Consider the following 24,849-nt stretch of genomic DNA (forward strand, 5'->3'; position numbering starts at 1 on the left):
ACTCTAATGCGCCATACGCAATTCACGCTCGCGCTGGATCACCTCCGTCGCGAGTTTCAGATAGGCCTCGCTGCCGCTGCATTTGAGATCATAGACCAGCACCGGCTTGCCGTAGGACGGCGCCTCCGAAATCCGCACATTGCGCGGGATCATGGTGTCGTAAACCTTGGAGCCCATGAACTGGCGGACGTCGGCGACCACCTGGTTCGACAGGTTGTTGCGCGAGTCGAACATGGTGAGCACGATGCCGTGGATCGACAGGTTCGGATTGAGCGTGGAGCGCACCTGCTCGACGGTCTGCAACAGCTGTGACAGGCCTTCGAGAGCGAAGAACTCGCATTGCAGCGGCACGAGGATCGCATCCGACGCCGCCATCGCGTTGACGGTGAGAAGATTGAGCGACGGCGGACAGTCGATCAGCACATAGGTGTAGTCGGCGGCATAGGCCGCGTTGCCGTTGAGCGCGGTGATCGCATCACGCAGGCGAAAGGCGCGATCCTTCGCGTTGCCAAGCTCAAGCTCCAGACCGGAAAGGTCCATGGTCGAGGCGGCGATGTGCAGGCGCGGCACCGCGGTCGGCACCACGGCGTCCCGCAGCGGCGCTTCGCCGATCAGCACGTCATAGGTGGACACGTTGCGATCGCGCCGGTCGATGCCGAGCCCTGTGGAGGCGTTGCCCTGCGGATCGAGATCGACGATCAGGACGCGCTCGCCGATCGCGGCCAACGCCGTGCCGAGATTGATCGCGGTGGTGGTCTTGCCGACACCGCCCTTCTGATTGGCGAGCGAAATGATGCGGGGATGGCGAGCGCGCCACCGGCCTTCGCTGTCACGCGGGTCGATATCGTCAATTACCGTCATGAACCACGCCATGCCTGCCTTGCGCCACGACGATCGCGCCGCTCGATATGCTCGAACTCGACGATCCGGCCTTGTCCGCCAGTGCGGCTTGAATGAATCCGAGGCTCGATATTCCAATATATGGTGGCCTCCGTCAACTCATCTTCTACATCTTGTCCCTTGAGAAACAAGGCCTTAGCACCCTTGTTCACCAGCGGTTCCGCGAAGCCGAGCAGCACTTGTAGAGGCGCCAGCGCGCGCGCGGTCACGCAATCGATCCGATCCTCCGATCTTTCCACATAATCCCCGATATCCATCAGGTGAATGGTGGCTGGCGACGCGGTGATCCGCACGGCCTCACGGAGAAAGGCCGCTTTCTTGGCGTTGCGCTCGACCAGATCGACCCGCGCACCTTCAACGCCCGCCAGCGCGCAAGCCAGCACCACGCCGGGGAAGCCGCCGCCGCTGCCGAGATCCGCCCATCGCGTTGCCTGCGGAGCCAGCGCCAGAAGCTGAAGCGAATCCGCGATATGGCGTGTCCAGAGCTGCGGCAGCGTCGAGGGCGCCACGAGATTGGTTTTTGTCTGCCATTGCACCAGCAGATCGACATAGGCGTCCAGCCGCGCCTCGGTCTCGGACGAAACCGGGGTCAGCGCCAGCGCGGCTGCTTTGTCTGTGGCCGAACATGGCGAGTGCTTTTGCAGGGGCGCGGACATTCCAGCCAGCATAGACGCGTCTCGGATTCCTGGCCAGACGTTTAGGCGGCTGCGATTTGGATCGGTCGGCCATTGGCCGACAGCCCGCTGGCGCGTTGCGGCTACCTCCCCTTGCAGATGTTTCACGTGAAACATTCGACTCAATCGAGGGCCGGATTATCCCGCCGAAGCGGCTTTTCTCTGCCGGGCTTCCCGGCGCAGGTAGGCCGCCAGAATCCCCAGCGCGGCGGGGGTGATTCCGTCGAGGCGACCCGCCTGCCCCACGGTGCGCGGCTGAGCCTTTTCCAGCCGGCCTCTCGCCTCATTGGAGAGGCCCGGCACCGCGCTGTAGTCGATCCCGGTGAGAACCAGCCCCTCGTCACGGCGGAATGCTTCGACATCGGCGGTCTGACGTTTCAGGTAGACATCATACTTGGCGTCGATCTCCAGATGCACGGCTATCGCGGGATCGATGGCCGACAGCTCGGGCCAGATCGCGGCGACCTCGCGCCAGCCGATCTCCGGATAGGACAACAGTTCGAACGCGGACCGGCGATGGCCATCGCGATTGAGCGAGAGTCCGTGTCGGGCGGCCTCGTTCGGCGTGACCGACAGAGACATCGCCAGCCCCTTCGCGGCCTGCAAGGCCGCCATCTTGGTCCGATGATGCGCCGCGCGCCCTGCCCCGACGCATCCGAGGGCAATTCCCTTGTCCGTCAGCCGCTGGTCCGCGTTGTCGGCCCGCAGCGTCAGGCGATATTCGGCGCGGGAGGTGAACATCCGATAAGGCTCGGTGATCCCACGGGTCACGAGGTCATCGATCATCACCCCGAGATAACCGTCGGCGCGATCGAACACCACCGGATCGCCGCCGCCCGCTGCCAACGCCGCGTTCAGGCCCGCGACAAGGCCCTGCGCCGCCGCTTCCTCATAACCGGTGGTGCCGTTGATCTGGCCGGCCAGGAACAGCCCTCGCATTCGCCGAGTCTGCAAGGTCGGCTCGAGTTCACGGGGATCGACATGGTCGTATTCGATGGCATAACCCGGCCGGGTCATCTTCACATTCCCAAGGCCGGGGATGGTCGCAAGGATGGCGAGTTGGACCTCCTCGGGCAGCGAGGTGGAAATCCCGTTGGGATAAACCGTGGGATCGTCGAGACCTTCCGGCTCCAGAAAGATCTGATGCCCGTCGCGATCGCCGAAGCGGACCACCTTGTCCTCGATCGACGGGCAATAGCGCGGGCCTGAACTGGTGATCTGGCCGGAATAGATCGGCGAACGATGCACATTGGCCCGGATCAGATCATGCGTCGCCGGCGTGGTGCGGGTGATGCCGCACTGGATCTGCGGCGTGGTGATGCGCGGTGTCAGCACCGAAAACGGCTCCGGCGGATCGTCCCCGGGCTGCATCTCGACGGCGGCCCAATCGATGGTCGTGCCATCAAGCCGCGGCGGGGTTCCGGTCTTGAGCCGGCCAAGCGTGAAGCCGATCCGCTCGAACGATCTCGACAGCCCGAGCGCCGGCGCCTCGTCGACCCGCCCCGCCGGCCAGCTTTTCTCGCCGAGATGGATCAGACCGCGCAGAAAGGTGCCGGTGGTGACGACGACCGCCGCGGACCTGAACTGGCGGCCATCAATCAGGCGAATACCGCCGATCCGGCCGCCGGAAATAATCAGGTCACCCGCCTCGCCTTCGATCACCTCGAGGTTCGCGGTTTCGCGAATCGCGACCTGCATCGCGGCGGCATAGAGCTTGCGATCCTGCTGGGCGCGCGGACCACGCACCGCCGGACCCTTGCGGCGATTGAGCATCCGGAACTGTATGCCTGCGGCGTCGGCCGTGCGTCCCATCAGACCGTCGAGGGCATCGACCTCTCGCACCAGATGGCCCTTGCCAAGACCGCCGATCGCGGGGTTGCACGACATCGCGCCGATGGTGGCAAAGCGATGGGTGACCAGCGCGGTGCGCGCGCCGGTCCGCGCGGACGCGGCTGCGGCCTCGCAGCCCGCGTGGCCTCCCCCGATCACGATGACGTCAAATGATGCGGTCATCAGCCTCTCGCACGTTTTCCCGCGCGACTTTTATCGCAAGCGCGAAAGATGCGAAAGTTTGGATTTCAGGAGACCACGGCAGTGTTTCACGTGAAACATCGCGTCACCGCCTCTTTGAGCAAGCGCCGCGACGGTTAATGCATCATTAAAGAATGAACTAAATTCATTATTTTCCGATGCAGAATTCCTTAAAAACTGAATCAAGAATATCATCGATGTCTACGCGACCCAGCAGCTGCCCCATGAAATGAATCGCTATTCGCAATTCCTCCGCGATAAGCTCGTCGCCCTCGCCCGCCAGCGCTTCCGCCTTTTCCAGTGTTGCCGCGGCATCCCGCAATATGTTGCGGTGCCGCAAACGCGTGATCACGCCCGCCTCGCCGGATCCCAGCAGGGCCTCCGCAAAGGCCGTCAGCGCCGCCACCAGATCATCGACGCCATCCCCGCGCCAGGCGGAAATCTCGAACTGCCGCTCCCCCGTTCCTTGCCGCGTTTCTGCCGCAGGCTGCCCCTGCTTCGCCGCATCATTCTCCGGGCTCGAAAGATCGATCTTGTTCCGTATCAGCCAGAGCGACGTCTCCCCAGAACGAATCGTTTGGTCCGGCTCGCCGCCGTGATCATCCGAAAGCCACAGCACAAGGTCGGCCTTCGCCGCGCGATCGCGGGCCCGCCGCACGCCCTCCTGCTCGACCGGATCGTCCGTCTCGCGAATACCGGCGGTATCGATAAGCGTCACCGGATAACCGTCGAGATCGAGATACACCTCAATGATGTCACGCGTCGTTCCCGCGTGCGGCGACACGATCGCCGCTTCGCGACGGGCGAGACGATTGAGCAGCGTCGACTTGCCCGCATTCGGCGGACCCGTGATCGCGACCGTGAGGCCATCGCGCAGCCGCTCGCTTCGCACCGATGCCGCAAGGGTTTGCTCGATCTCGCGACGAAGCTGCGCGATCTTCTCCATCGCCGGTCTCGCCAGATCCTCCGGCACATCATCTTCATCGGCGAAATCGATTCCGGCTTCGATCCAGGCCGACGCATCGATCAGCTGCTTGCGCCAGCCGCGCGCGCGATCGCCGAGCAGGCCCTGCAATTGCCGTAACGCCTGCCGGCGCTGCCGGTCGGTATCGGCATGAATCAGATCATCGAGGCCTTCGGCTTCCGTCAGATCGATCTTGCCATTCTCGAAAGCGCGTCGTGTAAATTCGCCCGGTTCCGCCGCTCTCGCATCGTCGATCGACGACAGCGCCGCGATCAAGACATTCAGCACCGCGCGGCTTCCATGAATGTGAAACTCCGCGACATCCTCGCCGGTTGCGCTCGCCGGCGCGGGAAACCACAGGATGACGGCATCATCGATCGCTTCACCGACGCTGTCGCGCAGCAAGACACGCTTCGCCGTGCGTGCAACAGGAATTGCACCTGCAAGTTCACGAAGCGCGGCGCCGGCCTGCGAGCCCGATACGCGCACGACAGCGATCGCCGACGGCGGCCGGCCCGATGACAGCGCGAAGATGGTTTGCTCTCGCGGATGCATGACCTATGTCTTGAACCCTGGAGCGTTTTCAAGCGAAGCATGTCCTCGGGCTTGACCCGAGGATGGACGCCGGTTCGCGTGAAGAAAACGCGTCAAATCAAAATCTGAAAGCCCGCCTCTGATTCTATCAGAAGCGGAAAGGCTCTATGTCCCGAACTGCATCCATGACCGGACTTTAAAGTTATCGCAACATACACGCCCCGCCTTTCCTGCCATCGCAGATTTTCCGAAGGACGCCCCGACATGAACCACGCCGCCGGAAGCTCAGGCCGTCCCGCGAACCGTCTGGCCGCCGAGACCAGTCCCTATCTTCTGCAACACAAGCATAATCCCGTCGACTGGTGGCCGTGGGGACCGGAAGCGCTCGCTGAAGCACAGCGCAGCAACCGTCCGATCCTGCTGTCGATCGGCTATGCTGCCTGTCACTGGTGCCATGTCATGGCGCATGAAAGCTTCGAGGACGATGACGTTGCCGCCGTGATGAACCAACTGTTCGTCTGCATCAAGGTCGATCGTGAGGAACGACCGGATATCGATCAGATCTATATGAGCGCGCTGCATCATCTCGGCGAACAGGGCGGCTGGCCGCTGACGATGTTTCTTTCGCCCGACGGATCGCCGTTCTGGGGCGGCACATATTTTCCGAAGCTGCCGGACTTCGGTCGTCCGGCGTTCACCGATGTTCTGCAATCGGTGGCACGGGTTTTTCGTGATCAGCCCGACCAAATCGCGCGCAATCGCGATGCTCTGATCGCTCGGCTGTCCGAACGCGCGCGAGCAGGGCACCCTGCGAACATCGGCGTCGCCGAACTCAATAACGCGGCCGTCGCCATCATGCGTTCAACCGATCCGGTGAACGGCGGCCTGCGCGGCGCACCGAAGTTTCCGCAATGCTCCGTGCTGGAGTTTCTCTGGCGCGCCGGCGCCCGCACCCGTGACGACCGCTTCTTCGCGGCTACCACGCTGACCCTGACACGGATGAGTCAGGGCGGCATCTACGATCATCTCGGCGGCGGCTATGCGCGCTATTCGGTCGATGACAAATGGCTGGTGCCGCACTTCGAGAAGATGCTTTACGACAACGCGCAGATCCTTGATCTGCTCGCGCTCGACTATGCGCGCAGCAAGAATCCGCTCTACCGCGAGCGCGCGATCGAGACGGTCGATTGGCTGCGCCGGGAAATGCTGACAGCGGAAGGTGGCTTTGCTTCGTCGCTCGACGCGGACTCCGAAGGCGAGGAGGGCAGGTTCTATGTCTGGTCGCTGAGCGAGATCGAAGAGGTGCTCGGCGCTGCCGACGCCGCTGATTTCGCCGCGCGATACGACATCACGGCAAACGGCAACTTCGAGGGCCGTAGCATTCCCAATCGCCTCAAGAGCATCGACGTCGCCAACGACGATAGCGCTCACATGCGCGCGCTGCGCGAAAAACTGCTGGCGCGCCGTGGAAGCCGGGTTCGTCCCGGACTCGATGACAAGATTCTCGCCGACTGGAACGGTTTGATGATCGCCGCTCTCGTTCACGCGGCCTGCGTTTTCGACAAGCCCGACTGGTTGCAGATCGCGCGACGAGCATACGAATTCGTTCGCACCCATATGACCCGCAACGGGCGGCTCGGTCATTCGTGGCGCGAAGGCCGGCTGCTGGTGCCGGCGCTCGCCTCCGATTACGCGACGATGGCGCGCGCCGCGCTTGCATTGTTCGAGGCCACCGGCGACAGCGCATTCCTCGAGCAGGCATTACGCTGGCAATCCGCGCTGGACACGCACTACGCCGATGTCGACCATGGCGGCTATTATCTGACGGCCGACGACGCTGAGGGACTGATCGTGCGGCCGCATTCAAGCGATGACGACGCCATCCCCAACCACGACGGCGTGATCGCACAGAACCTGGTGCGTCTCGCCACGCTGACCGGTAATGCGAAATGGCGCGACCGGATCGACAGCCTCTTCGCAGCCTTGCTGCCGCGCGCGACCGAGAAGGGCTTTGGCCAGCTCTCGCTGATGAATGCGCTCGATCTCCGTCTCACTGGCGCGGAGATTGTCGTGGTCGGCGAGGATGCACAAGCCGCCACGCTTCTCGGCGCCGCGCGAAAACTTCCGCATGCGACAAGCATCGTGCTTCATGCTCCACATACTGATGCGCTACCGGCCGATCATCCGGCGCGCGCAAAACTTGCGGCTGTGACGCAAAGTGCCGCCTTCATCTGCCGCGGTCAGTCCTGCTCGCTGCCGGTGACGCAGCCTGATGCGCTCAACGGACTGGTGTAAGGATTGAGACGGTCGGAGACCTGAACACTTCGCTCGCGCGAGCGCTGCTCACCCCGATCGATGGCGATCAGGTGTTCATAGACTCGAAGAACTCGGCGTTGTTCTTGGTGTTACGCAGCTTGTCGAGCAGGAAGTCGATCGCATCCATCGTGCCCATCGGATTGAGAATGCGCCGAAGCACGTACATCTTCTTGAGCAGCTGCGGATCGGTGATGAGTTCTTCCTTGCGTGTACCCGAGCGCGAGATGTCGATCGCCGGGAAGGTGCGCTTGTCGGACACCTTGCGGTCGAGGATGAGTTCAGAGTTGCCGGTGCCCTTGAATTCCTCGAAGATCACCTCGTCCATGCGGCTTCCGGTATCGACCAGTGCCGTTGCGATGATGGTCAGTGACCCGCCTTCCTCGATATTGCGCGCGGCGCCGAAGAATCGCTTCGGCCGCTGCAAGGCGTTGGCATCGACGCCGCCGGTCAGCACCTTGCCGGAGGAGGGCACCACGGTGTTGTAGGCGCGGCCAAGGCGCGTGATCGAATCAAGCAGGATGACAACATCGCGGCCGTGCTCGACCAGACGCTTGGCTTTCTCGATCACCATCTCGGCGACCTGAACATGACGCACCGCCGGCTCGTCGAAAGTCGAGGATACGACTTCACCCTTCACCGAGCGCTGCATGTCGGTGACTTCCTCCGGGCGCTCGTCGATCAGAAGAACGATCAGATAGCACTCAGGATGATTGGCGGTGATGGAGTGCGCGATGTTCTGCATCAGCACGGTCTTGCCGGTGCGCGGCGGCGCCACGATCAAGGCGCGCTGACCCTTGCCGATCGGAGCGACGATATCGATGACCCGCGCCGACAAATCCTTGCGGGTGGGATCTTCAAGTTCGAGGCGAAACCGCTGATCGGGAAACAGGGGTGTCAGGTTGTCGAAGTTGACCTTGTGCTTCGACTTCTCGGGGTCTTCGAAATTGAGCGTATTGACCTTCAGCAGCGCAAAATAGCGCTCGCCCTCCTTGGGGCTGCGGATATGTCCCTCAATGGTATCTCCGGTTCGCAGGCCGAAACGGCGAATCTGCGAGGGTGAAACGTAGATATCGTCCGGACCCGGCAGATAGTTGGCATCGGGTGAGCGCAGAAAGCCGAAGCCATCCGAGAGAACCTCGACGACACCCTCGCCGATGATGTCGGTTTCCTGAATGGCAAGCTGCTTCAGAATGGCGAACATCAGCTCCTGCTTGCGCATGGTGCTGGCATTCTCGACCCCAAGCTCCTCCGCAAACGAGACGAGTTCGGCTGGAGTCTTGGCCTTGAGGTCTTGAAGTTTCATTTCCCGCATTGGGAGAGTCCTGTGGAAAGCTTGAAAAGGATGGTCAGGTGGTTTCGGGAAGATGCGGACGACGACCGAAAGGAAAGACGGCGGTCCTCTCCGTACCGGAAAAAACATCAAGCGAGGAAGGTCACCGAAAGGCTTCAAACCTGACGTGGCGGCCGGCTCGATTCAGAAACCGGAACGCGGCCACATCCGCCTGCATAGGGTGGGAATATTCGTAATATAGAAAATTGAACGCCTCCGCGCAAGGAGGTGCTGGCAGACCGTTTTGACGAAAGTTTCACGGCCTTAGAGCGGGATGAGGAAATAGTATGGTGCGGTTTTCCGCCCGCATCCCGCGTCTCGAAATATTGGAATTGATCACGTTCATGGTTTTGGATCGATTCCATCCAAAATCATCATGATCTAGAATGGCTTGACGATCACGAGAATGACGATACCTATCATGAGGGCTGTCACGACCTCATTGATAATACGATAGAATTTCTGACTCATCACATTTCGGTCGGCAGCGAAATCGCGAACGCGGCGTGCGAAATAGCCATGGACGGCGGACATCAGGATAACGAGCGCCAACTTGCCCTGGAACCAGCCGACCGCATACCACTGCCGCTCCCACATCATGTAAAGCCCGAGTCCCCAGGCTATCATCATCGCAGGATTGATGATGGCCTTGAACAGCCTCCGCTCCATGATCTTGAAGGTCTCGGATTGTTTCGAGCCAATCTCCGCATCGCAGTGATAAACAAACAGCCGCGGCAGATAGAGCATTCCCGCCATCCAGGAAATGATCGCAATCACATGAAAGGCTTTGATCCACTCGTACATCGATCGTCTCGTTCAGGGGAATTCGGCCTTGCGACCTGCTGGAGCGCCCGATACCTGCCAGAAACGGAACGATATCCGCAAGCAGCTCTTTCTAAAGAAACTCTTAAAATTCTTTGGTTTGAGTTTAAGTGACGGTGAATTAAGGGAACACAATGCCATCCCGGTTTTTTCCGCACCTTGCCCACATGGGCAAGGGAATCCAAGGCTGTCATGATCGATTGAAAGACTGTCGGAGAACCATGGACTTACCCCGCACTCGCGCGTGATTATCAAGAGACAAGTCCACACGATCCCGCTATTTTTGGAAACGGTTGAGAGTTTTCCCGTTGAGGAGACTTTGTGAAGAAGAATCAAGTTATCCGGCGGCCGTCGCAGGACAGGTGAAATTGCGGCCAGATCTCCACAACGATACACAGGGTATGCAAGGCTGATGGCGCCCGTGACCGGCCGCGATTTTCATCTTCACCTTGTGTCTGATTCGACAGGCGAGACGCTGATCACCGTGTCACGCGCGGTGACAGCTCAGTATGCCGGTGTCACGCCTATTGAGCATGTCTATCCTTTGGTTCGCAGCCAGAAGCAACTCGACCGCGTTCTGGCGGAAATCGAGGAAGCGCCGGGAATCGTCCTGTTTACGCTGCTTGAAAAGGATCTCGCGGTCCGGCTCGAGGCCAGGTGCCAGGAGATCAACTGCCCGAGCCTTTCGATTATCGGCCCGGTCATGCAGTTGTTTCAGGCCTATCTTGGCGCTGACACCACCGGCCGCGTTGGCGCACAGCACACGCTGAACGCGGATTATTTCAAGCGTATCGACGCGTTGAACTATACGATGATGCATGACGACGGGCAGCACGTCGAAGGCCTGGAGGAAGCGGACGTCGTTCTGGTCGGCGTATCGCGCACGTCGAAAACGCCCACGTCGTTCTACCTTGCCAACCGCGGCGTCCGCACGGCGAACGTTCCGCTGGTGCCGGGCATCCCGATTCCACGTCAATTGGAATCGTTGAAGAATCCACTGGTCGTCAGTCTTCATGCAGCGCCTGAACGCCTGATTCAGGTTCGGCAGAACCGGTTGCTGAGCATCGGGGCGGGACCCGGCAATGAGAGCTATGTCGATCGCCAGTCCGTTGCGGAGGAGGTGATCCACGCTCGCCGACTGAGCGTGAAACACGACTGGGCCCAACTGGATGTCACGCGCCGGTCGATCGAGGAGACAGCCGCGGCGATCATGAAGCTGTTCGCCGACAGGCGCCGGCAGCGGCGTCCGGATTAGCCGGCAATGGCGATATGGCGTGAATCAGAGCCGTTGATACTGGCGTCGCAAAGCCGGGTACGACAATTATTGCTCGCCAATGCGGGTCTGCCATTCGAGCCGATGCCGGCCGCGATCGATGAGCGGTCGGTTCAGCGAAGTTCCGGCCTCGCGGCCGCCGATGAGATCGCGGTCCGTCTGGCCTGTGAAAAGGCGCGTGAGGTTTCATTGCGATCGCCCGGACGTTATGTGATCGGCGCGGATCAGACGCTCGAATGCGATGGCCGTCTGTTGAACAAGCCGGCCGGCCGTACGGATGCGGGCGCACATCTGCGAGCGCTGTCAGGTCGGACCCATGCGTTGCATGCCGGTGTCGCGATCATGCGTGACGGTCGTCTGCTGTTTGAAAATGTCTCGGTCGCCCGCATGACGATGCGGGAACTGAGCGAGGATACGATCAGGGTGTACCTGGACGCGGCTGGCGATGGGGCCTCAACCAGTGTCGGCGCTTATCAGCTCGAAGGGCTCGGTATCCATCTGTTCAGCCGGATCGAGGGAGATCATTTCACGATCCTGGGCTTGCCGCTGTTGCCGTTGCTTGCTTATCTGCGTTCGCAAGGGCTGCTATCGCTGTGACGGCGGACGTTCGAATATGCTGGTGCTTGGGCTGACCGGCTCGATCGGAATGGGGAAATCGACCACCGCCCGACTTTTCTCGGAAGCGGGAGTTCCGGTTTACGACGCCGATGCGACCGTTCACGCGATCTATGAGGGAGAGGCGGCTTCCCTGATCGAGGCCGCGTTTCCAGGAACAACCGTCAACGGCAAGGTCGACCGTGAGAAATTGTCGGCGAAGGTCGTGCACGACACCGCAGCCATGAAGCGGCTAGAGCAGATCGTCCATCCTCTGCTGTTCAACTACCGTCAGGCGTTTCTTCAGCGGGCAGAGCGGTCAGGTGCTGCGGTGGCGGTGGTCGATGTGCCGCTGCTGTTTGAAACCGGCGGCGAGAAGTCTGTCGATGCGGTGGTTGTCGTCACGACAACGCCTGAGCTTCAGCGTGAGCGCATTCTGGCTCGCGGCAATATGACGAGCGAAAAGCTGAAGGCTATCCAGGCACGGCAGTTGCCGGACGCTGAAAAGCGCAGGCGGGCGGATTTCGTAGTGGATACCTCGCACGGTCTCGACGATGTGCGCGCGCAGATCCGCGAAATTCTGGCAGCGGCTGCTAAGATGCCGCGACGGCGGTCCTGATTCACGGCGGCGTTTCCGCTTCTTACGGAAGCACGGCGGGCTCCGGCATTCTGATTTGACGCGTTTCTTCACGCGAACCGGATTCCATCCTCGGGTCAAGCCCGAGGACATGCTTCGCCCGGAAACGCTGCAATCTTACGGAACTTCATGCGCGAAATCGTTCTCGATACTGAAACCACCGGCCTGGATCCGCTGCGAGGCGATCGCCTTGTTGAGATCGGCTGCGTTGAGATCTTCAACCGCATGCCGACGGGACAAACCTTCCACCGTTACATCAATCCGGAACGTGATATGCCGCAGGAGGCATTCGCGGTCCATGGCCTGTCGAGTGAATTCCTCGCCGACAAACCGCTGTTCGCGCACGTCGTCGATGAGTTTCTGGAATTTATCGCTGATGCGCCTTTGGTCATTCACAACGCATCGTTCGATATCAGCTTCATCAATGCCGAACTTGAGCGCCTCAAGCGGCAGGCGATCGGCCGTGATCGGCTGGTGGATACGCTATTGCTGGCGCGTCGGAAGCATCCCGGCGTCTCGAACCGGCTGGACGATCTGTGTTCGCGCTATGCCATCGACAACAGCCGCCGGACCAAGCACGGCGCATTGCTGGACGCCGAGCTTCTTGCGGAAGTCTATATCGATCTGATCGGCGCGCGACAGTCGCAATTGATCCTGGTTGAAACCGCGCCCCGCCAACGTGGCGGATCTCTGGAACTGCCAAGACGTCAGCGAACGGTGCCGTTGGCTTCACGCGTCACCGAGGCCGACGTCCTCGCGCATCGGGAGTTCATCGCGACGCTCGGCGAGAAGGCGATCTGGACGGAATTTTTGGATCAGGAATCCGGGAACTGAGAACCGGGCCCATAGAGCATGGTCCGATTCAACTTGATCGGATCATGCCATAGAGCTCCGCTGGATCAGCTTGGTTGTTGTTGTTGCGCCGCGGCCTGACGTTCCATGTTCTGTCGATACAGGCTTACGAAGTCGATGGGGTCGAGCATCAATGGCGGGAATCCGCCGTCACGGACGGCCGTGGCGACGATTTCGCGGGCAAAGGGGAACAGCAGCCGCGGGCACTCGATCATGACCAGCGGGTGAAGGTTCTCCTGGGGAACGTTGACGACCCGGAACACGCCCGCATAAGCGAGTTCGAAGCTGAACATCAGTTTTCCGGCATGTTCAGCCTTACCTTCGACCTTGAGCACGACCTCGTAGTCATTCTCCGCCACATTGCTGGCGCCGACATTGATCTGAACGTTGATCGAGGGAGGTTGTTGCTGAGGGGCGAGAGAGGCTGGCGAGTTGGGATTCTCGAAAGAGAAATCCTTGGTGTACTGGGCCAGCACGTTCAACTGGGGTGAAGGGGCTGTCTCGGGTGGCGTGCCGTTGCCGTTGGTCATGGATTTCTCTCCTGAAACTTCAAGCCGGCTTGCCGTGCCTGCTTGAACGGCGAAGTGCCGTTTCGGGGCGAGTGGCTAACATAATGCTGCCACTGTTCACAAGGACGGCGGAGGCGCCGGCGAACCCGACCGTCCTTCGGGTCGCCCGCGGGCTTTTGCCTCGTCCCAAGGCTCAACCTGTTGAAGGAACAGGTTTTATCCTTGAAACTCCGAATTTCCCCTTTGATCGGAAACGCGCTATGTTCGGTGAGATCTGCAAGTCTAGGGAGTCCTCGCTGATCCCATCGTTATGCTAGAATGCGCTCTTGGCCGGACGAGGTTTCGTACTTAAATTAATCAGGCGGCCATGCGAACCTGCCCTCATCTGGACGTTTGTTCGTCGGTCGCGACCTGGACCGATCAGAACCGGACCGATCAGAAAGTGAAGACGACGTGGATATTTACACCATCATTTTCCTCGCGCTGGCGGTCTTTATTTTCCTGCGGCTGCGCAGCGTTCTCGGGCAGCGGACCGGAAGTGAGCGTCCGCCTTATGACCGAGCCACGCGCGAGGTCCTGGGTGGCACCCAGGACAATAACGTGGTCCCGGTTCCGGGAACCGTGATCAATCAGTCATCGGCGGCGCCCTCCGCAGATGTGGGGGGCGCAGCCGACCGCTGGAAGAGTGTGGCTGAACCCGGCACGCCCCTCGCTTTGGGGCTCGACGCCATTGCGGCGCAGGATTCCTCGTTCGATCCCGGTCATTTTATCAGCGGCGCGCGGAGCGCCTATGAGATGATCGTGCTGGCATTCGCCAACGGGGATCGCCGGACTTTGAAGGATCTGTTGTCGTCGGATGTTTACGAAAGCTTTGATGCGGCCATCAAGGACAGAGAGAGGCTCGAGCAGAAAACGGAAACGCGATTTGTCTCGATCGATAAAGTCGAGCTGATTGGCGCGGAGGTGCGCGACGGGGCCGAGCAGCTGACGGTCCGCTTCATTTCGCAGATGATTTCCGTCACCCGCGACAAGACCGGAGCCATCGTCGACGGAAACCCCGAGAAGATTTCCGATATTACCGATGTCTGGACGTTTGCCCGCGATATTTCCTCGCGCGACCCGAACTGGAAACTGGTTGGCACCGGAAGCGCCAACTGAGCTTTATCGGGTCAGAAGGTTCGCGGTCGGATTATGCATCGCCGCCGCGACTGCGCCTGTCACCGTTCAGGCTCAGGGTAGCGGCCATCGTTCCCTTGGGCCGCTCGAGATTCCCGGTGCCCAGTATTCCCCGGTTGCCTTTGCCGAGATCGCCGGCTGGAACACCGACAATCATCTCGACGCGTTCAAGGCTTTTCGCGCCAGTTGCCGTGCCGTAACCGCGCGGCGTGTCTCGGCCGTCAGCCACAAGGCGCTCGGCGTGTCCTTGCGGGATCCGTGCCGCGTGGCGAAGTCGATGAATATCCCGGACAATGCCAAAGCGAGGGCTTTCTTCGAGGACCGTTTCCGGGCCGTGCGCATTTCACGTCTCGGCGAAACGGACGGCTTCGTCACCGGCTATTACGAGCCGATCATCGACGGATCGCGTATCAGGACCGATGTCTACACCGTGCCGGTCTATCGCCGCCCTTCGAACCTTTTTGTCCGGGGATTCTCGCAAAGCGCGCCGAGCCTGCCTAACAGCGGGCCGGTGTATCGCAAGATCGGCCGCAGAAAGCTGGTTCCCTACTACGATCGCGCGGAAATCGAGGACGGTGCGATCGAAGGCCGCGGCCTCGAAATCTGCTGGCTCAAGAGCCAGACCGATTTGCTCTTCACGCAAATCCAGGGTTCGGCGCGGGTTCGTCTCGAGGACGGCTCGACCATACGCATCAACTATGATTCCTATAACGGATATCCATATACCGCGGTCGGCCGCATCCTGATCCAACGTGACATCATCCCGAAGGATCAGATGTCGATGCAGCGCATCAGGCAGTGGATGGCCGACAATCCCGATGGCGCGAATGAGTTGCGCCGGCAGAACCGCTCCTATGTGTTTTTTCGCGAGGTGAAACTCTCCGACAATGACGAGGCCATCGGAGCACAGGGTTTGCCGTTGACGCCTGGCAGGTCGATTGCGGTCGACAAATCGCTGCATGTTTACGGCACGCCTTTTTTTATCGAAGGCGAACTGCCGATCGAGTCCGCCCAGGCGAAAACGCCGTTCCATCGATTGATGATTGCGCAGGATACAGGCTCCGCCATTGTTGGTCCGGCCCGCGCGGACCTTTACTTCGGCGCAGGTTCGGAGGCAGGGCGGGTTTCAGGCCGTCTTCGCCACAACATGCACTTCGTCATGCTTGTCCCGAACAGCCTCGATCCGGTAGCCCGCGCCAGAACCATGCCGCTTCCGGAAACACGACCTTCGGCAAGGATCGCAAAGCTGTTTCCACCGAGCGATCAGAAGCCTGCCAGCACCCCGCCGGCCGCCGGGGCCGCTTCAACCCCCGCGAAAGAGCAGGCCGGTGCCGCCGCCCCCGGGCCGGCAGCGAAAGCCGCGTCATCGGAAGCCGCTCCGCTGCCATCGGTGCGGCCCGGGGTCAGATCCGCACATAAGCCGCGATATCGTAGCCATCATCGCCGCCGTTGGTATCGCCGGGCGCGATGAAACGTTTCTCGCCCGACGCATCCGCGCGGCCGGGCCGCCAGCGTGTCCTTACGGACGAGGAACGCCGGTTGTGGGAAAGCGTCGCGGGGCAAGCCAAGCCGTTGCGCAAACGATCTCCGCCCGGTCCATTTCAACCCCTGCTTGAGGTGAAATCCGCGGTCATCGCAAAGCCCACGGCCTGGTCCGAAGCTGACTCGACCGGAAAAACGGCTATAACGTTTTCACGTGAAGACAGCGCGTCAAAACATAAACACTCCGGCCTTAATAACCCCCCGCCGGCGGCGCTCACCCGCCGCGAGCGTTCGCAACTGTCCCGAGGGCGGAAAGACATTGATGCACGGATCGATCTGCATGGCATGACGCAGACACGGGCATATCGAGCCTTGCTGCGGTTTTTGCAGGATGCGTCGGGCGATGGCCTCGCCTTCGTGCTTGTGATTACCGGCAAGGGCCGCGCGAAAGGGGCGGATTCCGAGCGAGGCGTCCTGCGCCGGCAGGTCCCGCAATGGCTGGCTCTTCCCGAATTTCGTTCGCTGGTTGTGGGTTTCGACGAGGCGCATCTCGGCCATGGTGGCGAGGGCGCACTTTACGTGCGCTTGCGACGCAGAGTCAGGGCATGATCGCTGATACGAAGCGGTTCCCGGCACAGGACCATGCCCGATCAGGCTCCCCGGTTTGTAGGCGCCGCTTCTGATTGAATGGAAACAACGAAGCTCCGGATTGTTGGTCTGGCGTGTTTTCTTCAAGCGGACCCGTATCCACTTCGCTCGAAAACGCTATAGTCGTCACGAATGCCCGACGTCGCCGCCTCCGATTTCCGTCATCCCCGCCGCTACGTCCGTCTGGATACGATTCTGCGGCTGCGCTGGCTTGCGGCGTTGGGGCAACTCGCGGCGATCTTCGTCGTCGCCCAGGGTCTCCAGTTCGATCTGCCGATCATTCCCTGTGTCGTGATCGTCGGGCTGTCGTCGGCGCTCAATCTGGCTTTGCAAGTCAGTTTCAATCCGGTGCAGCGGCTGGAGCCGCGTCATGCCGCGGCGCTGCTTGCGCTGAATATTGCTGAACTGGCCGCCCTGCTGTTCTTCACCGGCGGCTTGCAGAATCCGTTCTCGTACCTGTTCCTGGCGCCGGTGTTGATCTCCGCCACCGCCTTGCCGACGCGAATGACGATGGCGCTCGGGGGCTTCGCGGTCGCCTGCGCGACGGTTCTGGGCTTCACGCATTTGCCACTGCCGTGGGATGCATCCAATCCGCTCGTCCTGCCGCCGATCTATCTCATAGGGGTCTGGTTATCGATCGTGCTCGCGATCGGCGTCACCAGCCTCTACACCTTCCAGGTGACGGAGCAGGCGCGCAAACTGTCCGACGCTCTCGCCGCGACCGAACTGGTTCTGACCCGCGAACAGCACCTGACCCAGATCGATGGCCTTGCCGCAGCGGCCGCCCACGAACTCGGAACGCCGCTTTCAACCATTTTCCTGATTTCGCGGGAACTGGAGAAAGCTCTGCAGGAAAATGGCGCGCAGGAGCCACAGCGGCTGGCCGGCGATCTCAGGATTGTGCGGGAGCAAGCGCAGCGCTGCCGCGATATCCTCGCCAAGATCGCGCAGCTGTCGTCATCCGGAGCGCCCTTCGACCGCATGCCGCTGTCCACCCTGATCGAGGAAACCGTTGCGCCGCATCGCGACTTCGGCATCGACATCAAAACCCGGATCGAGGCCGCGGGCGATCATGAACCGGTCGGCATACGCAACCCCGCGATCCTCTACGGCGTCGGCAACATTCTTGAGAACGCCGTCGATTTCGCCCGCAGCGCGGTCGAAGTGAATGCCTGGTGGAGCAAGGACAGCGTCGAGATCGTCATCGCCGACGACGGACCGGGCATCGTCCCCGACATTCTCAAGAGAATCGGCGAGCCTTACCTGTCGCGTCGTCGCAATGTCGGCGATGCACAGAGCGGACGCACAGGGCTGGGTCTCGGAATCTTTATCGCCCGAACCTTGCTGGAGCGAACCGGGGCCAGGGTATCCTTCAAGAACCGGACGTTTCCTGATCACGGCGCGGTGGTCAGGATCGTGTGGCCGCGCATCCGCTTTGAAACAGCGAAAACGATTGCGGAGACAACAGGATAGTTATCAAGGGCGGCAACCTCGGCAACAATTGCTTGCGGTGCGCGGCTCAGCGACCATATGATTTCATACCAAACCAAGCGCGAGGTATCCCCGTGAACGCCACCCCCGACGTCTCCCCGCAAGCCGACCGCTCGCTGCTGATCGTCGAGGATGACAAGCCGTTTCTGGAGCGTCTGTCGCGCGCCATGGAAACGCGCGGCTTCAATGTGACCCCATGCGACAGTGTCTCTGATGGCCTTGCGCATATCGGAAAGTCCGCGCCGGCTTTCGCCGTGGTTGACCTGCGGCTCGGCGACGGCAACGGCCTCGACGTCGTATCCGCGCTTAAACGCGAGCGCCCCGACGCGAGGGCGATCGTGCTGACCGGTTACGGCAACATCGCGACCGCTGTGACGGCGGTGAAGCTGGGCGCGATCGATTACCTGTCCAAGCCTGCTGATGCCGACGACGTGGTTGCGGCGCTGCTCGCCAGCGGCACGGCGAAGTCCGAGGTCCCGCCGAATCCGATGTCGGCCGATCGCGTGCGCTGGGAACACATTCAGCGCATTTATGAAATGTGCAATCGCAATGTGTCGGAAACAGCCCGGCGGCTCAACATGCACCGCCGCACGCTGCAACGCATTCTGGCGAAACGCGCGCCTCGCTGAGATCGAGATCTGATTCCATCGGAAGCGAAAGGGCGCTTGGGTTCGGTTCAACTGCGTTGAATCAAACCCTGTGCCTGTGATTCTTTCGGCTGAGCAGGATCTTGTCCGAAACCGTTTCCACGTTTCGGGATATTGCTCTAAAATTCATCGTCGATATGACCCTGCGGATCGGCGAGGCGATTGAGACGTTGTGCCGCCGCCATCCCGAAGCGCAGCATCATTGCCTTGCGTGTCGGGGACGGCAGCCGATGCTCCGGCGCTTCGCAGTGCAGGTAGGCGCCATAGGCGTCGGCAACGATAAGCCCGGCATCGCCGGGAAATATGTCACACGGCAGGTCGCGCGTGAAAGCGAAGAACAGGCGATCGCAATGCGCCCGATAGTCCTGCCACTTCCTGTCTGCGCGCAAATCCTCGACCGAGGATTTGATCTCGACGATCCAGATCTCGCCGCGTGCGTTGACGGCGACCAGATCGGCTCGGCGTCCGGACGGCAGCGACAGTTCGCCGAGGCAGGCAAACCCAAGCGATCGTAAAAGTCTTCCCGTCCCGCGCGCGATGGCCAGCGCGGTCGCTGACTGGCGGCGATCCGGCGGGACCACAAGGGCGATGTGAGCGGCGTTGGTTTCCATGCGGCTGGACTCGGTATGTCCGATTTCGTGGTTCGCCACCATATTATAAAGCTGAAGACGCGGGCTACACCCGTTCCCTGCCGGGACCAGCCGCGAACTTGGCTGCTTGCGCCATGTTTTGAGTCTTTCGGAGGCTGAACCGGCCATGCCGCGCAAATCGCTTGGCGTTGCCTTAAAAATCGGCATTGTGCGGGTATGACGAGCGAAGACCAGACCAGGGCCAAAGTCGGCGCCACAATCATTCCGGTGACGCCGTTCCGACAGAACTGCACGCTGCTGTGGTGCGAGGCCACCAGGGATGGGGTGGTCATCGATCCCGGAGGCGATATTCCGCTGGTCAGGGCCGCCATTGAAAAGGCCGGCGTGACCGTCGGACGGATCTGGCTTACGCACGGCCATATTGATCATGTGGGCGCCGCCGCGGAGTTGCGCGACGCGTTGAAGGTTCCCATCCTGGGTCCGCACGTCGCCGACAAGTTCCTGCTCGACCATGTCGTCGAAAGCGGACGGCACTACGGCATGACCGGCATGCGCGATTTTGTCCCCGACCGCTGGCTCGACGACGGCGACCGGGTCGAGCTCGGTAAACTGGCGTTCGACGTTCTTCATTGCCCCGGCCATTCGCCGGGAAGCGTGGTTTTCTTTAACGCAGAGCTCCGCTTTGCGCATGTCGGCGACGTGCTATTCAACGGTTCCGTCGGCCGCACCGACTTGCCCGGCGGCAGCCGCGCCGTCCTGATCAAGTCGATCACCGACAAATTGTTGCCGCTCGGAGATGACGTCGCGTTCATCTGCGGACATGGACCGGGATCGACCATCGGCCACGAGCGCGCCAGCAATCCGTTTCTGACCGGTAATGTATGTGACTGACTGTTTTGGAGCATTTTCCGGCGAAGTGGATACCAGTCACGCGACGCAGACTGCGCAGATGCTCTTGAATCGTCGCCGTGAGGGAATGGTGCCGGCACACCTCCGCAACCGAGCATCAGTGGGAAATGATGTCGCGGACACGCCGTGACAGATGGCCGAGATCGAACGGCTTGGTGATCATGTCCATGCCGGGTTGGAGGAAGCCCTTGGCGTTTGCGGCATTGTCCGCATAGCCGGTCATGAAGAGGATTTTCAGATCCGGGCGGAGTTCCCGCGCCTGATCCGCGAGTTGGCGTCCATTCATGCCGGGAAGCCCGATGTCGGTGAGCAGGAGATCGACCGGCTTGTCCAATTGCAGAATCCGCAAACCTTCCGCGCCGTCCGCGGCCTCGCGCGTCACATAACCCTGATCGTGCAGCATCTCCACGATGATGCCGCGCACGACGGGCTCGTCCTCGACCACCAGAACCGTTCCCCCCGTGGCGGTGATCCTGCTTGCGGGAGACGCTTGATCGGCCTCCGCGGCGCTGTCATGACGCGGCAGAGACAGGCTGATCGACGTGCCTCGTCCCGGCGCGGTGTCGAGCGCGATGTGGCCGTTCGATTGCCGCGCGAATCCGTAGATCATCGACAGGCCGAGTCCGGTGCCGTGGCCGATCGGTTTGGTGGTGAAAAAGGGATCGAAGGCGCGCGCGGCGACATCGGTGGTCATGCCTGTTCCGGTGTCGGCGACGGTGATGCAGATATAGTCGCCCGGCTGCCTCGCGGAGGAGCCGGACCCGGCGGCGTCGATGCTCACGTTTGCCGTGGCGATCGTGAGCCTGCCGCCGTTGGGCATGGCGTCCCGTGCGTTGATGGCGAGATTGAGCAGCGCGCTTTCGAGCTGATTGGGATCGCACAGCGTCGGCCAGAGCAGTTTCGATGGAGCGATTTTCAGCTCGATGCCCTCGCCGATCGTCCTGCGCAGCAGGTCTTCGAGCGAGAGGATGAGCTGGTTGGCGTCGACCGGCTTCGGCACCAGGGGCTGTCTGCGGGCGAACGCCAGCAGGCGGTGCGTCAGCGCCGCGGCACGATTGGCGGAGGCCATCGCGGCTTCGATGTAGCGGCCCGCGCGATCGGTCCGCCCCTGCTTGATGTGCGTCTGCAAAAGATCCAGCGAGCCGACGATGCCGGTGAGCAGGTTGTTGAAGTCGTGGGCGATGCCGCCGGTCAGCTGGCCGACGGCTTCCATCTTCTGCGACTGACGTAGCGCCTCTTCGGCTGCCCTCAACCGCTCGGCGGCCACCTTCTCGGCAGTGACATCGCGCGCCACGGCATAGATCAGATTCTGGTCCGGAACCGCGGTCCACGACAGCCACCGGTACGAGCCGTCTTTGTGACGAAGCCGGTTTTCGAATCGAACCGTAGCTTTGCCGCGAGCGAGACGGCGGACCTCAACCCGGGTCTTGACGATGTCTTCGGGATGCTCGATCCATTCTGCGGTTCGCTCCGTCAGCTCAGCCTCGCTCCAGCCGAGCGTCCTGGTCCAGGCGGGATTGACGGAGCGCCAGATGCCATGCTGGTCCATGACCAGCAGCAAGTCCCGGGACACATTCCAGATCCGGTCGCGCTCGCGGGTTTTTTCCTCGACGCGCTCGGCGAGCGTCGCGTTCAGTTCGGCGAGCTTTGCCGCGATTCGCTTCTGATCGTGGACGTCGGTGTCGGTGCCGATCCAGCGGGTGATGCGACCATCCTCATCGCGCGCGGGCAATGCGCGGGACAGAAACCAGTGATAGATGCCGTCAGACCTCCGCAGCCGGAATTCGATCTCATAGGGCTCACCGCTCGTCAACGCGCGAAGCCTTGCCTCGGCTGCGGCCGAGGCGTCGTCCGGGTGGACAATCTTGGTCCAGTCCTTGCCGCTGAGTTCGCCCGGCCGTGCGCCGACGTAGTCATAAAAGCGCCGATTGAACCAGTTGAACGAGCCGTCGGATGTGGCGGTCCAGACGTGATGCGGCAGCGCTTCGGCCAGCGTGCGAAATTCCTGTTCGCGCTGGCGGATCGAGCGCTCCGCTTCGACCTGATCGGTGATGTCGATGTGGGCGCCGAACAAGCGGATCGCTTTCCCGCCCGCATCGCGCTCGATCACTGATCGGGCGGAAATCCAGCGCGTTTCGCCGTCGTTCGGCCGGATGATACGGTAGCGTACCGCGTATTCGCGATCGCCGCCCCGTACCGCCTCGATGAACTGCCCTTCTGCGACCGAGCGATCGTCGGGATGAACGCGGCGAAGCCAGTCCTCCCGGCTTTCGTGGACGGCTTCGGACGGAAGGCCGTGTATCTTCAGGTACTCCGGCGACTTGCGACTGCGATGGCCGGTGCGCAGATCGACCTCGAGGCCGCCGATCCGCCCGATCGCCTGCACGCGCGCGAGCTCGGTCTCTCGCTCCTGCAAGGCCAGTCTGGCAAGATGTTCGCGCGTGACATCGCGGCATACCACCAGCACGCCCCCGACGCCCTGGTCGCCATCGATGGGGCTGAATCCATAGGTCCAATAGACCTGCTCCAGTCTTCCGTTCCGTGTGACCGGAACCAGCTGCTCCTCATGCCAGGTCGCCCCCCGGCCGGCCATGACGTACTCGATCTGAGGGCCGATGATGTCCCAGATCTCGGCCCAGCATTCCCTGCCCTTCTGACCGAGCGCACCGGGATGCCGCTCCGGTCCCAGGGTTTGCCGGTAGGCATCGTTATAGAATTGTACCAGGTCCGGTCCCCACCAGATGAACATCGGGTGGTTGGTGTTCAGCATGATCCGGACCGCCGTGCGCAGGCTTTGCGGCCATGCATCGGGGGGACCGATGGGTGTGGAGCCCCAATCGAAGCGGCGCGTCAAATCGCCCATTTCCCCGCCTCCGGCGAGGAACGCTCCGGAACTGACACTTTCCTTCTCTGGCATTAATGGAACAGGTTGTTGGGTAGCCGTCCGGGCGGGTAACCCCGATGACGCCGCATACCGGGGTCACAAACAATCCGGACAAAACGCTTTAGCTCCCTCCCTGGTTCCATTTATTTTTGCGGTGGGCGCTCTTTTCGAAAACGCTATAGAATGCCGCGGTATGCACGCACGATCCGCCTCTCCGAAATCGGACATCGAAACTCCCCGGACCCGAACTTTCTCCGTAGCGGGTCACCAACTGGCTGCCCCGGCGGCCGCGCCCGGTCTTCATCTGGTCGCGACGCCGATCGGCCATCTCGGAGACATCACCTTGCGAGCCCTTGAAACCCTCGCAGGCGTCGACTTCATCGCTTGCGAAGACACCCGCATCACCCGCCGCCTTACCGAACGTTACGCGATCACAGGCTTACTCAAACCCTATCATGAACATAATGCCGCGACCGCGCGGCCGAAGATTCTGGCGCAACTGGCGCAAGGCGCCTCCATCGCGCTGGTCTCCGATGCCGGCACGCCATTGATTTCCGACCCGGGCTTCAAGCTGGTCCGTGATGCGTGTGCTGCTGGTCATCAGGTGATCGCGCTTCCGGGGGCGTCTTCGGTGCTGGCGGCGCTGTCCGTTGCGGCGCTGCCGACGGACCGGTTCTTCTTCGAGGGGTTTCTGCCGGCGAAGGAGACCGCGCGCCGCACCCGCCTTGCCGAACTCGCGACGATCGACGCCACCCTCGTGATGTTCGAATCCGGCAGCCGCATCCGCAGATCCTTGCCTGATCTCGCAGCGGTCCTCGGAAATCGCGCCGCCGCCATCTGCCGCGAACTGACCAAGCTGCACCAGGATATCCATCGTGCGCCCCTCACGGAGCTTGCGGAGACCGCCGCAACATTGGAAACGCGGGGCGAATTCGTCTTGGTGGTCGGACCACCGGCTGCGGATGCAGGCGCGCTGTCCTCCGGCGATCTGGACGAACTGTTGCTGAGTCTGTTGAAGGAAGGCAGCGTCAAGGACAGTGTGGCTCGCGCGGTCGAAATCTCGGGCCACCCCCGACGTCAGGTCTACGCCCGTGCGCTTGAGCTCGCCGGACACATGAGAGACAGTGACGACAATGGCCCCAGGTAACAACCCCTCCCGAAACGATCCTGAGGCCGCGGCGCCTGGGCGCGTCGCGGCGTTTCACACCGGTCTTTCAGCAGAAAGACGCGCCGCCGCCTATCTGATCGCCAAAGGTTACCGGATTCTGGCGCGCCGGTTTCGCACGCCCCACGGCGAGATCGATATCGTGGCCCGCCGGCGGCAGCTTCTCGCCTTCGTCGAAGTCAAGGCCCGCCGCAGCCTCGATGACGCCGCCTATGCGGTGACGTGGAAACAGCAGCAGCGAATCATCAACGCGGCCCAGGCCTGGTTGATGGCGCACCCCGAACATGAGACCTTCGAGTTTCGTTTCGACGCCATGCTGATTGCGCCGCGACGTTTGCCGCGCCATCTGCTAGGTGCATTCGACGCCAGCACATAGCCTCGGGCGCGCATGCAGGTGCCATAGACGGAATTCAACCGGACC

At 61.6% G+C, this 24,849-nt stretch carries 22 protein-coding genes; 13 read left to right on the forward strand and 9 right to left on the reverse strand.

Annotation, left to right across the window (positions count from 1 at the left end; genetic code table 11):
• Window positions 1–3: 3 nt before the first annotated feature.
• From NWI01_RS07890 to mnmE, 4 genes are all read right to left on the reverse strand, one after another.
• A complete protein-coding gene (locus NWI01_RS07890) occupies window positions 4–861 on the reverse strand; it encodes a ParA family protein (RefSeq protein ID WP_141383333.1) in 858 nt (285 codons plus the stop codon).
• Complete coding sequence (rsmG, locus tag NWI01_RS07895; protein WP_141383356.1) at window positions 858–1,556, reverse strand: 16S rRNA (guanine(527)-N(7))-methyltransferase RsmG; 699 nt, start codon at window positions 1,554–1,556, stop codon at window positions 858–860. The genes NWI01_RS07890 and rsmG overlap by 4 nt, the downstream gene beginning before the upstream one ends.
• A 156-nt stretch (window positions 1,557–1,712) precedes the next feature.
• Complete coding sequence (gene mnmG / locus NWI01_RS07900) at window positions 1,713–3,587, reverse strand: tRNA uridine-5-carboxymethylaminomethyl(34) synthesis enzyme MnmG (protein ID WP_141383334.1); 1,875 nt, start codon at window positions 3,585–3,587, stop codon at window positions 1,713–1,715.
• Between the two features lie 166 nt (window positions 3,588–3,753).
• Window positions 3,754–5,124, reverse strand: coding sequence for a tRNA uridine-5-carboxymethylaminomethyl(34) synthesis GTPase MnmE (mnmE, locus tag NWI01_RS07905; RefSeq protein WP_141383335.1), 1,371 nt, complete (start codon window positions 5,122–5,124; stop codon window positions 3,754–3,756).
• A 243-nt stretch (window positions 5,125–5,367) separates the two neighbouring features.
• On the opposite strand from mnmE, the gene NWI01_RS07910 reads away from it, so the two are divergent.
• On the forward strand, window positions 5,368–7,398 hold the full coding sequence (locus NWI01_RS07910) for a thioredoxin domain-containing protein (protein WP_141383336.1): 2,031 nt from the start codon (window positions 5,368–5,370) through the stop codon (window positions 7,396–7,398).
• 67 nt (window positions 7,399–7,465) lie between these two features.
• Here the strand turns inward: NWI01_RS07910 and rho are convergent, their stop codons facing one another.
• Together rho and hemJ are read right to left on the reverse strand one after the other, a co-directional pair.
• On the reverse strand, window positions 7,466–8,731 hold the full coding sequence (gene rho / locus NWI01_RS07915; protein WP_141383337.1) for a transcription termination factor Rho: 1,266 nt from the start codon (window positions 8,729–8,731) through the stop codon (window positions 7,466–7,468).
• Between the two features lie 399 nt (window positions 8,732–9,130).
• On the reverse strand, window positions 9,131–9,553 hold the full coding sequence (gene hemJ / locus NWI01_RS07920; protein WP_141383338.1) for a protoporphyrinogen oxidase HemJ: 423 nt from the start codon (window positions 9,551–9,553) through the stop codon (window positions 9,131–9,133).
• Window positions 9,554–9,983: 430 nt separating this feature from the next.
• Between hemJ and NWI01_RS07925 the strand changes: the two genes are divergently transcribed.
• From NWI01_RS07925 to dnaQ, 4 genes are all read left to right on the forward strand, one after another.
• On the forward strand, window positions 9,984–10,826 hold the full coding sequence (locus tag NWI01_RS07925; protein WP_141383339.1) for a pyruvate, water dikinase regulatory protein: 843 nt from the start codon (window positions 9,984–9,986) through the stop codon (window positions 10,824–10,826).
• A 6-nt stretch (window positions 10,827–10,832) separates the two neighbouring features.
• Window positions 10,833–11,441, forward strand: coding sequence for a Maf family protein (locus tag NWI01_RS07930; RefSeq protein ID WP_141383340.1), 609 nt, complete (start codon window positions 10,833–10,835; stop codon window positions 11,439–11,441).
• A gap of 16 nt (window positions 11,442–11,457) precedes the next feature.
• A complete protein-coding gene (gene coaE / locus NWI01_RS07935; protein WP_141383341.1) occupies window positions 11,458–12,057 on the forward strand; it encodes a dephospho-CoA kinase in 600 nt (199 codons plus the stop codon).
• A 147-nt stretch (window positions 12,058–12,204) separates the two neighbouring features.
• Window positions 12,205–12,909: a DNA polymerase III subunit epsilon gene (dnaQ, locus tag NWI01_RS07940; RefSeq protein ID WP_141383342.1), complete on the forward strand. Its 705-nt coding sequence runs from the start codon at window positions 12,205–12,207 to the stop codon at window positions 12,907–12,909.
• Window positions 12,910–12,974: 65 nt separating this feature from the next.
• Here the strand turns inward: dnaQ and secB are convergent, their stop codons facing one another.
• Window positions 12,975–13,457 carry a protein-export chaperone SecB gene (gene secB / locus NWI01_RS07945; RefSeq protein WP_141383343.1) on the reverse strand — a complete coding sequence of 161 codons (483 nt, stop codon included), beginning with the start codon at window positions 13,455–13,457 and terminating at the stop codon, window positions 12,975–12,977.
• A 432-nt stretch (window positions 13,458–13,889) separates the two neighbouring features.
• Between secB and NWI01_RS07950 the strand changes: the two genes are divergently transcribed.
• The 5 genes from NWI01_RS07950 to NWI01_RS07970 all read left to right on the forward strand — a co-directional run bounded on the left by NWI01_RS07950 (window position 13,890) and on the right by NWI01_RS07970 (window position 18,862).
• Window positions 13,890–14,594, forward strand: coding sequence for a Tim44/TimA family putative adaptor protein (locus NWI01_RS07950; protein ID WP_141383344.1), 705 nt, complete (start codon window positions 13,890–13,892; stop codon window positions 14,592–14,594).
• The gene (mltA, locus tag NWI01_RS07955; protein WP_141383345.1) at window positions 14,572–16,083 is read left to right on the forward strand and encodes a murein transglycosylase A; all 1,512 of its coding nucleotides are present in this window, start codon (window positions 14,572–14,574) and stop codon (window positions 16,081–16,083) included. The genes NWI01_RS07950 and mltA overlap by 23 nt, the downstream gene beginning before the upstream one ends.
• Window positions 16,080–16,703: a Smr/MutS family protein gene (locus NWI01_RS07960; RefSeq protein WP_141383346.1), complete on the forward strand. Its 624-nt coding sequence runs from the start codon at window positions 16,080–16,082 to the stop codon at window positions 16,701–16,703. The genes mltA and NWI01_RS07960 overlap by 4 nt, the downstream gene beginning before the upstream one ends.
• Before the next feature lie 171 nt (window positions 16,704–16,874).
• The gene (locus tag NWI01_RS07965; protein ID WP_141383347.1) at window positions 16,875–18,215 is read left to right on the forward strand and encodes an ActS/PrrB/RegB family redox-sensitive histidine kinase; all 1,341 of its coding nucleotides are present in this window, start codon (window positions 16,875–16,877) and stop codon (window positions 18,213–18,215) included.
• 92 nt (window positions 18,216–18,307) lie between these two features.
• A complete protein-coding gene (locus NWI01_RS07970) occupies window positions 18,308–18,862 on the forward strand; it encodes an ActR/PrrA/RegA family redox response regulator transcription factor (RefSeq protein WP_011313448.1) in 555 nt (184 codons plus the stop codon).
• A 137-nt stretch (window positions 18,863–18,999) separates the two neighbouring features.
• On the opposite strand, the gene NWI01_RS07975 is transcribed toward NWI01_RS07970, so the two are convergent.
• Window positions 19,000–19,491: an MmcB family DNA repair protein gene (locus NWI01_RS07975; protein WP_141383348.1), complete on the reverse strand. Its 492-nt coding sequence runs from the start codon at window positions 19,489–19,491 to the stop codon at window positions 19,000–19,002.
• 195 nt (window positions 19,492–19,686) lie between these two features.
• On the opposite strand from NWI01_RS07975, the gene NWI01_RS07980 reads away from it, so the two are divergent.
• Window positions 19,687–20,361, forward strand: a complete 675-nt coding sequence (locus NWI01_RS07980) for an MBL fold metallo-hydrolase (protein ID WP_141383349.1) — start codon at window positions 19,687–19,689, stop codon at window positions 20,359–20,361.
• A 115-nt stretch (window positions 20,362–20,476) separates the two neighbouring features.
• Here NWI01_RS07980 and NWI01_RS07985 read toward each other — a convergent pair whose 3' ends face one another.
• Entirely contained in the window at window positions 20,477–23,296 is a 2,820-nt protein-coding gene (locus NWI01_RS07985; RefSeq protein WP_141383350.1) for a hybrid sensor histidine kinase/response regulator, read from the reverse strand.
• Window positions 23,297–23,456: 160 nt separating this feature from the next.
• Here NWI01_RS07985 and rsmI point away from each other — a divergent pair, with 160 nt between their 5' ends.
• Together rsmI and NWI01_RS07995 are read left to right on the forward strand one after the other, a co-directional pair.
• Window positions 23,457–24,410 carry a 16S rRNA (cytidine(1402)-2'-O)-methyltransferase gene (gene rsmI / locus NWI01_RS07990; protein WP_141383351.1) on the forward strand — a complete coding sequence of 318 codons (954 nt, stop codon included), beginning with the start codon at window positions 23,457–23,459 and terminating at the stop codon, window positions 24,408–24,410.
• Entirely contained in the window at window positions 24,397–24,804 is a 408-nt protein-coding gene (locus NWI01_RS07995; RefSeq protein WP_141383357.1) for a YraN family protein, read from the forward strand. Before rsmI ends, NWI01_RS07995 begins: the two co-directional genes overlap by 14 nt.
• The last annotated feature ends 45 nt before the right edge of the window (window positions 24,805–24,849 follow it).

This window comes from Nitrobacter winogradskyi, from assembly GCF_006539545.1.
Taxonomy (GTDB): domain Bacteria; phylum Pseudomonadota; class Alphaproteobacteria; order Rhizobiales; family Xanthobacteraceae; genus Nitrobacter; species Nitrobacter winogradskyi_A.